The organism is Intestinibacillus massiliensis, assembly GCF_900155735.1.
GTDB classification, from domain to species: Bacteria; Bacillota; Clostridia; order Oscillospirales; family Butyricicoccaceae; genus Intestinibacillus; species Intestinibacillus massiliensis.
Map to the genome: position 1 here is coordinate 7,613 of NZ_LT707048.1, position 2,709 is coordinate 10,321.

At 64.3% G+C, this 2,709-nt stretch carries 4 protein-coding genes; all 4 read right to left on the reverse strand.

Annotation, left to right across the window (positions count from 1 at the left end):
- Positions 1-304: hypothetical protein (locus CZ203_RS14385; protein ID WP_200809402.1), on the reverse strand; the 304-nt coding region annotated here is incomplete at its 3' end.
- The gene (locus CZ203_RS01260; protein ID WP_087064278.1) at positions 288-785 is read right to left on the reverse strand and encodes an RNA polymerase sigma factor; all 498 of its coding nucleotides are present in this window, start codon (positions 783-785) and stop codon (positions 288-290) included. The genes CZ203_RS14385 and CZ203_RS01260, both read right to left, overlap by 17 nt.
- Positions 786-938: 153 nt before the next feature.
- Positions 939-2,270 carry an ABC transporter substrate-binding protein gene (locus CZ203_RS15025; RefSeq protein ID WP_087064279.1) on the reverse strand — a complete coding sequence of 444 codons (1,332 nt, stop codon included), beginning with the start codon at positions 2,268-2,270 and terminating at the stop codon, positions 939-941.
- On the reverse strand, positions 2,267-2,709 hold a 443-nt coding region (locus CZ203_RS14390), incomplete at its 5' end, for a response regulator (protein WP_159456300.1). The genes CZ203_RS14390 and CZ203_RS15025, both read right to left, overlap by 4 nt.

Here is a 2,709-nt window from a genome sequence, read left to right on the forward strand (position 1 = left end):
CCTTCAGCCCGTTCCCCGAGGCCGACGCGCCCACCGGCCGGCCGATCCGGTCGATGATCTCGGTGTGCCCGCCGCCAAATACGCCGGACAGCCAGTCGCTCGCGTTGCCGCCGATCACCGCGCCCGCGCCGGCCGTAAGCGCCAGCGCCGCCGCCACGCCGATCATGATGAACTTGAATTTTTTGTGGTAAGCCCTCACCTTGGGTTCCTCCTTGTGCGCATCCAGCAGGTATTCCACCATGTCCTGCTTCTGTTCCTGTGTGAACTGGAGGCGGTCCAGCCCCTCCTTATATCGTCTGTCCATAGCCCTGCCCTCCCAGCATGGTCTTCAGCTTGTGCCTGCCCCGGTTCAGATGGGTGCTGACCGTCGCCGGGTTCTGCCCCAGCATCGCGGCGACCTCCTGCACGGCATAGCCCTCGTAATAGTGCAGGTAGATGGCCTCGCGGTATTTCGGCGGCAGCGCCTGCACCGCCGCCAGCACGTCGCCCTCCCCCTGCATGGGGGCGGGGACGTCCGCGCCCTCGTCGAGCGCGCACACGCGCCGCCGCCACGCGCTTTTGAGGATATCCTTGCAGGCGTTCACCGTCATGCGGATGACAAAAGCCTTCTCGTGTTCCCGGTCGGCAAAGGCCTTCCCGCCCGTCATCAGGCGGAGCAGCACGGTCTGGCAGATGTCCTTGGCGTCGTGCGTGCTGTTCAAATAGGTATAACTGAGCCGCAAAATCAGGTCGGAATAGGTTTCCACCAGGTATTCCGCCCGTGCGCGGTCGATTTGCCCTTCCATGGCCCATGCCTCCTTTCCCAAAAGGGCGGCCGGATGATGCGCACTTTCCGTCCTTGCCCTTTCAATCATAACACGACGGGGCAGCCCCTAACCTTTCATCCGCCGCAAATTTTTTTTGCGGGCGCGCGCGGGCAGCAAAAAACGCCCGCCCGCCTATCCGGCGGACGAGCGTCCCTGTTCCAGCGCGGCGTTGCAGGTCCCGTCGATCGCGGCCGCGACCTCCGCCGGGGTCTTCGTCCCCCGCAGCAGGTCCTGGATATTGAGATAAAACACGTCCCGCACCCCCTGCCAGTTCAGGTTGTCCAGACGGACGATCGTGGTGAGGTTGGCGCTGTTCTCCCGGTAGGCGTTCAGCATCCAGATTTCGTCGCCGTACCGCTCCATGACCGAATCGTTGACCGGCAGGGTGCCCAGCGTGTACTTCATCACTTCCTCATCCGTATAGAGGTAGCGGATGAAATCCTTCGCCACCCGGATTTTCTCCGGGTCGCCGTTGTCGAATACACAAAGGCCGTTGGTGGTGGCGACGGCGTAGCCCCGGCCATCCAGGCTCGGGAAGTTGACCGGGAACACGTCCAGGCCTTGCGCGCGGTAATCCCACAGGTTGGTCAGGTTGGCCATGCAGATGGCAAGCTGCCCGTTGCCGAACAGGTCGACCATGTCGAGCAGTTCGATGTTCTCCGCGCCCTTCGGCACATAGCCCTGCTCGTCGAGGGACTTGAGCCAGGTGAGCGCCGCGATGCCCTCCGGCGTGTTCACGGCAAAGTTCCCGTTTTCGTCGTACAGGCTGCCGCCCATCGCCTGGAGCAGCGTCATGATATGGCTGTCGCCCTGGCTGTTGAGGGCGTACATCATGAACACATAGGCGCCCTCGTCGGCGATGGAAGCCTTTAATCCCGCGAGCACCGTGTTAAAGTCGTCCGTCGACCAGTGGGCGATCGTGTCCGGCTCCGGGATGAACGCGTCCAGCCCGGCCCGCTCCATCATCGCCTTGTTCACCGCCAGCGTGTTTTGAAGCTGATGGAAGGGGATTACATAGACGTGCCCCTTGTAGGTGTTCTGGTTCCAGAGGATTTCGCTGATATCCGCGCGCAGCCCCTCGTCGATGATATCGTCGAGCGGGACGAGCCAGCCCTTGTCCGCCCAGGCGGAGGTGTTCCAGGAGCCGGCGAAGAAGATGTCCGCCGCGTCCGCCGTGCCGATCTTGTCCAGCAGCTGCTCTTTTTCGTCCGTATAGTTGTAGCGGCTGATTTCAAACTGCACGTCGCAGCCCTCGTACTGGGCGCGGAAGCGCTCCGCCGCCACGGCCAGCATGGCGCTGGCCTCCGTCTCGCCGACCCCCGGCACGTCGCCCAGCCCGATGGGGGGCGTGGTGATTTTGAGGGTGACCGCCTGCGGCTTCCCGCCGCCCGCCCCCGCGGGCTGGCACCCCGCCAGGGGCATGCAAATGGCCAGCGCCAAGCAGATACTGACAATCCGTTTCACGTTGTTCCCCTCCCCATTTCCAGCCGCCCGATTTTATCGAGCAGCTTGCCGATATCCAGCGGCTTTGTAAGCGCGTCGTCCATCCCCGCCGCCAGCGCCTTGTCCAGGTCCTCCTGGAACGCGTTGGCGGTCACGGCGAAGATGGGGACGGACCGGGCGTCCGGGTGGCCGCATTGCCGGATGCGGCGCGCCGCCTCGTACCCGTCCATCACCGGCATCTGCACGTCCATCAGGATCAGGTCGAAGGCGTGCGCCGGGCTGGCCTCGAAAATATCCACGGCCTCCTGGCCGTTGACGGCCTCGGTCAACAGGCACCCGCGCTCCTGCAGCACCGACAGGAGGATCATCCGGTTGAGCTCGTTGTCCTCCGCCACCAGGATGCGCTTGCCCTCGATGCCGGCCGCAGCGTGCCGGCCGCCCTGCCCCTTGCCCGGGGCGG

Excerpts from the sequence above, each read along its gene's own strand:
- CZ203_RS01260 (WP_087064278.1), bottom strand. The coding sequence starts at position 785 with ATGGAAGGGCAAATCGACCGCGCACGGGCGGAATACCTGGTGGAAACC.